Genomic DNA, 5445 nt, shown 5'->3' on the forward strand with positions numbered 1-5445 from the left:
ACGTAAAGTCCGCTCTGGTGGCGGCTCACGACGGGAACCTGTACCGTGCCCGTGTGGGCACGGGGGCCTGTGCGGAGATCATCTCCGAGGTGGCGACGCTGGGCGTTGAGGGCCCTGTGGTGGTCACGGAGCCTTTGGAAGGGGCGACGGTGTGCGAAGGCGAGGACCTGACCCTTACGGTACAGGCGGACACGGGGACGGGCACGCCCGTGTACGAGTGGGAAGAGAGCACGGACGACGGGGCGACCTGGACCGTGATAGCCAATGAAACAACCAACAGTTATACGAAAACAAACGTGACGTCCGGTGACGACGGCACGCGCTACCGGGTTGGGGTGAGCACGCCGGCCTGCACGGCGCCGGTGCGTTCGATAGCGACGCTCCGGGTATCGGGCTCGATCGCTATATTGGAACAGCCGGTTGACGTAACGGGCTGTGCGAACGGCACGGGGGAGTTCACGGTGTCGGCCGAGGCTTTGGGCAGCACGGTGGGCTACACCTGGGAGGAGAGCACGGACGGCGGGGCGAGCTGGCACGTGGTGGGCACTGGGGGCAGTTACTTCAAGAGCCCTTTGAGCGAAGTGCACGACGGCTACCTTTACCGGGCACGGATCAGTTCCTCGACCTGTGGGGAGGTACTCAGCCGTGAGGCCACGCTGACGGTGGAGGGCCCTGTCCAGGTCACGGCCCCGCTGGAGGCCCAACGGGCCTGTGTGGGCTCGGACGTGACCTTTACGGTGGGCGCCGATGCGGGCTCGGGGACCCTGGCCTACCAGTGGGAAGAGAGCACGGACGGCGGCACCACTTGGACCACCATAGCGGGCGAGACCACGGACAGTTATACAAAAACAAACGTAACGTCCGGTGACGACGGGACGCGTTACCGTGTCGGGGTGACCACGGGGGCGTGCACGGAACCGGTACGTTCGGTGGCGCAGTTGTGGGTGGAAGGCCCTATTGCGATCCTGGAGCAGCCGCAGGACAGGGTGATCAACTGCGTGAACGGGGTGGCCTCCTTTGAAGTGGGGGCGTCCTATGGCGGCGGCGGCCTGGACTACGCCTGGGAAGAGAGCGTGGACGGTGGTGCGAGCTGGCACGTGGTCGGCACGGGCAGCCGCTATGTAAAGAGCCCTTTGAGCGACCAGCACGACGGTTACCTTTACCGGGTCCGGCTCTCGTCGGACCAGTGCGGCGAAGTGGTCTCGGAGGTGGCCGAACTGGAGGTGGAAGGCCCTGTGGTGATCGCGGAGCCCTTGGAGGATGAGCTGGTGTGCGAGGGCGGGGACGTGACCTTTAGGGTGGTTGCGGCCGCCGGTATCGGCACGCCTGCCTACCAGTGGGAAGAGAGCACTGACGGGGGCCAGGGCTGGACCACCATAGCAAACGAAACGACCGACAGTTATACAAGGACGAACGTGACGGCGGCGGACGGCGGCACCCTTTACCGGGTGGCGGTGAGCTCGGCGCTGTGCACGGACCCGGTGCGCTCGCAGGCGTCCCTGCTGGTGGAGGGCTCGGTGCAGGTCACCGATCAACCGGCGGACGTGTCGGCCTGTGTGAACGGTACGGCGGAGTTCGGGGTATCGGTGGACCTGTCCGGGGGCACGCCGTCCTACCAGTGGGAAGAGAGCATCGATGGCGGTACGGGCTGGCACGTGGTGGGCACGGGCAGTACGTACCTGAAGAGCCCGCTGAGCGAGTTCCATAACGGGAACCTTTACCGGGTGCGTATAAGCTCGGGCAGTTGTGGCGAGGTGGTCTCGGATGTGGCATCGCTGCGTGTGGAGGGCCCCGTGCGGGTGACCTTGCCGTTGGAGAGTGCACAGGTATGCTCCGGGGGTACGGCGTCCTTTAATGTGGGAGCGGAAGCCGGTGTGGGCACGCCCACCTACCAATGGGAACAGAGCACTGACGGCGGTCAGACGTGGACGGCCATAGCCAATGAGACCACCGATACCTATACGGTAACGAACGTAACGGCGTCCGATGACGGGACGCGCTACCGGGCCGGGGTGAGCACGGGGGACTGTGCGGGCCCGGTATGGTCGGTGGCGCAGTTGACGGTGGAGGACCCGATCACGGTGACGGAACACCCGGCGGACGTGCTGGCATGTGCGAACGGGGCGGCGCTGTTCAGTGTGACGGCGTCGGCCGGTGGCGAGCTGTCCTATGCCTGGGAACAGAGCGTGGACGGTGGGGCGACCTGGCAGGTGGTGGGCCAGGGCCGGGACTATGTAAAGAGCCCGCTGTCGTCGTCATTGGACGGCTACCTGTACCGTGTACGGGTGTCGACGGGGGGCTGTGGCGAGGTGGTCTCGCAGGAGGCGGAGCTCCGGATCAGTGCCCCGGTGGCCCTGGACTCGCCCCTGGAGGACCGGCGCGCCTGCGTGGGCGGTGCAGCGACCTTTTCGGTGGTGGCGGACGCGGGCAGCGGCAGCGCTGTCTACAGCTGGGAGGAGAGCAGCGATGGTGGCCAGAGCTGGACCACGATAGCCGGGGAAACAACAAGCAGTTATACCAGGACAAACATTACGGCAGCGGACGACGGCCGGCTGTACCGGGCCTCGGTACTGTCACAGGGCTGCGGCGACCCGGTTCGCTCGGTGGCTTCCCTGAGCGTAGAGGGCCCCATAGCGATCACGGCGGGCCCGGGGGACGCAGTGGCCTGTGAGGGCGGTGTGGCACTGTTCCGTGCGGAAGTATCGGCCAACGGGGCGGACGGCCTTCGGTACCGTTGGGAGTCGAGCGCGGATGGTGGTACGAGCTGGGAGACGGTGGGGGAACTGCCCTCGCTGTCGGTGTTCGCGAGCGTGGACGGCGACGGGGACCTTTACCGGGTACGGGTCTCGACGGAGGGCTGCGGCGAGGTGGTCTCGGACAGCGCGGGGCTGCGGGTGAGCCCGGTGGCCCGGATCTACGAGGACCCATCGGACGTATCGGCCCAGCACGGGTCGGACGTGTCGTTCACGGTGGTACCGGAAGAGGCCGAAGGGACCTATACCTACCAGTGGCAGGTGCACGACGGCAGCGGCTGGCGGGACGTGGCGGACGACGGTACCTATACCGGAGCGCAGACGGCCAGGCTCCGGGTCAGCAGCGTGGGCCAGGGGCTGGACGGGCACCGCTACCGGGCCTCGGTGAGCGGTTGCGGCAGCCCGGCGCTCTCAAGGGCGGCGGAGCTGAGCCTGGGCAATGACGTGTTCCCCGACATGTTCTCGCCCAACGGCGACGGGGTGAACGACACCTATGTGGTGCCTTTTTTAAGGGACTACCCGGGCTTCACCATGGAGGTCTACGACCGCTGGGGCAACCGGGTGCACACGGTGCACGGCAACGGTTCCGGGGAGCCAAACTGGTGGGACGGCCGCTCACAGGGGCGGATGAACTACCGGGACGGGGAGCTGCTGCCCACCGGGACCTACTATTACGTGGTGCGCTACGACAGGGACGGCACCAAGGCCCCAAAAACGGGATGGGTCTACCTGAGGAAATGACAGATGGGGACGCAACAGAACAAGGCCCCGGCCCACAGCCGGGGCATGGGTAAATAAAGGGGCAAGTGGACCATGGAAAGGGAATTTAAAGATATTCCGCTTGTTTCGTGGGTGCTTTCGATTGTTTCGTTAAGTGCTCCGACGGTTACACCGCAGCTGTTAATAAGCTGTGAAATTACAACCTTTATGTTCCGTAAAGTGGTCATAACAGGTTTTGTTTCCTGTATATTAAACACAAAAGATTGAATTGATTCTTATAAAGTTGGTAAGGTTATGATTAAAAAAATACTGTTACTGTTTGTGTTATTGTTAGGCTGGGTTGTTTCTATACAAGCCCAGGAGAGTACAGAACACTGGTTGCCGCCAATTCCTGGGGAAGCATCCAATAATGTAGGTGTCCAAAATCTAAACTATAGTACAACATCGGATGTTGATGTAAATGTAGAGGTTTACATAGGGAACAGTACCACTCCCGATAGGACTTTGACAGTACCTGCTAATGGTACTGCTATAGAAACTTTAACGGGAACAGCCACTGGAACGCGTTATTTTGCTGTCGAATATGGAACCGTTCGGTCTGATAGAGGACTTAGAATTGTGGCGGACCAGCCTATAGCTGTAGATTACCGATTTGTGGATGCAGGAGGGGCTCAGGCTGATTTGATAGCTTTAAAAGGAAACAATGCAAGAGGAACGGTGTTTAGATTGGGGGGCTCGCCCATGGGTACCACTACTGCTACTTATATCACTCCGAGTGGGAATTTTGGAGAGAATGATTATTCTCATTTTGTGTCCTTTGTGGCGCTCGAGGACAATACGGTGGTAAATGTATCGGGGGTTACTGAAGGTGCTGTTATACAAGGGATTAACGGCGGTGCTGCCGTGCCTGTGGGACATGTGGAAACAATAAACCTAAATGCGGGTGAGGCCTTTCTGATGAGGCAGCGTTACCCTCTGAGTGATCTTGCTAATGCAGACACATGGAATGCATTGATAGGGGCACTTTTGGAGAGTGATAAGGACGTGGTGGTCAATGTCGGAAACCTTCATATGTCACCTTCATCAACCGACTATGCCAGGGATTATGGAGCGGATCAGATTGCTCCTGTTGAAACCATGGGGACGGAATTTATATTCTCCAGGGGAGAAGGGTTCAATATAAGGGAACTAGTGACGGTAGTGGCCCATACCAACAATACCTCTGTTTTTCTTAATGGATCTGAGTCAGAAGTGGTCACACTGGAGGCAGGAGAGTATTATATAGTAAATGGGGGGTCGGATGATAATGCGACCACTGCCTATACAGATGAGGACAATCTTTATATACGGACCACAAATCCTGCTACTTGTTATCAGTTGGTGGATGATGCGTCGGGTGGTGGTCAGGTAGGGATGTTTTATGTGCCCCCATTGATTTGCACGGCACCAAGACAAGCCTTTATACCGAATACCAACATGATAAACACTAGAACTTATAATACCATTTTAATGATAGTAACTCGTTCGGAGGGAGAGCTAACCATCAACGGCGCCCCTTTACAGGATTATTTGACGGCGGGCACGGTGACCAATTATGGTACCAACGATATCAATGGGCATTATGTGAACGGGAGCACCAATTTTGTCAGCTATAAGTTGGCTGGATCGGCTCTTACAGGAGATATCTTGGTGGAATCGACCAGGGATCTATATTGTGGATTGTTAGGGGCGGCAGGTTTTGCCAATTACGGTGGTTTCTATTCCGGTTTTGCCCCGGAGATTTTTTTAAGCATAGAGGAAACAGCCTGTCTGCCCCAGGTATTGGACGTTGGTGACGACCTTTTCGACGGCTACCGCTGGTTCCGCAACAACGTCCAGATCGAGGGTGCGGACGGCCCGACCTATGCGGTGACGGACGGTGGCGACTATTACGTGATCGGCGACATCGGCGGCTGCGAGTCGGTCCAGTCGA

At 59.4% G+C, this 5445-nt stretch carries 2 protein-coding genes; both read left to right on the forward strand.

Annotated elements, in window-relative coordinates:
- Window positions 1–17 precede the first annotated feature (17 nt).
- Complete coding sequence (locus tag OOZ15_RS19590) at window positions 18–3494, forward strand: T9SS type B sorting domain-containing protein (protein WP_265958137.1); 3477 nt, start codon at window positions 18–20, stop codon at window positions 3492–3494.
- A 273-nt stretch (window positions 3495–3767) separates the two neighbouring features.
- Window positions 3768–5445: IgGFc-binding protein (locus OOZ15_RS19595; protein WP_265958138.1), on the forward strand; the 1678-nt coding region annotated here is incomplete at its 3' end.

This window comes from Galbibacter kalidii, from assembly GCF_026241135.1.
Classification (GTDB): Bacteria; Bacteroidota; Bacteroidia; order Flavobacteriales; family Flavobacteriaceae; genus Galbibacter.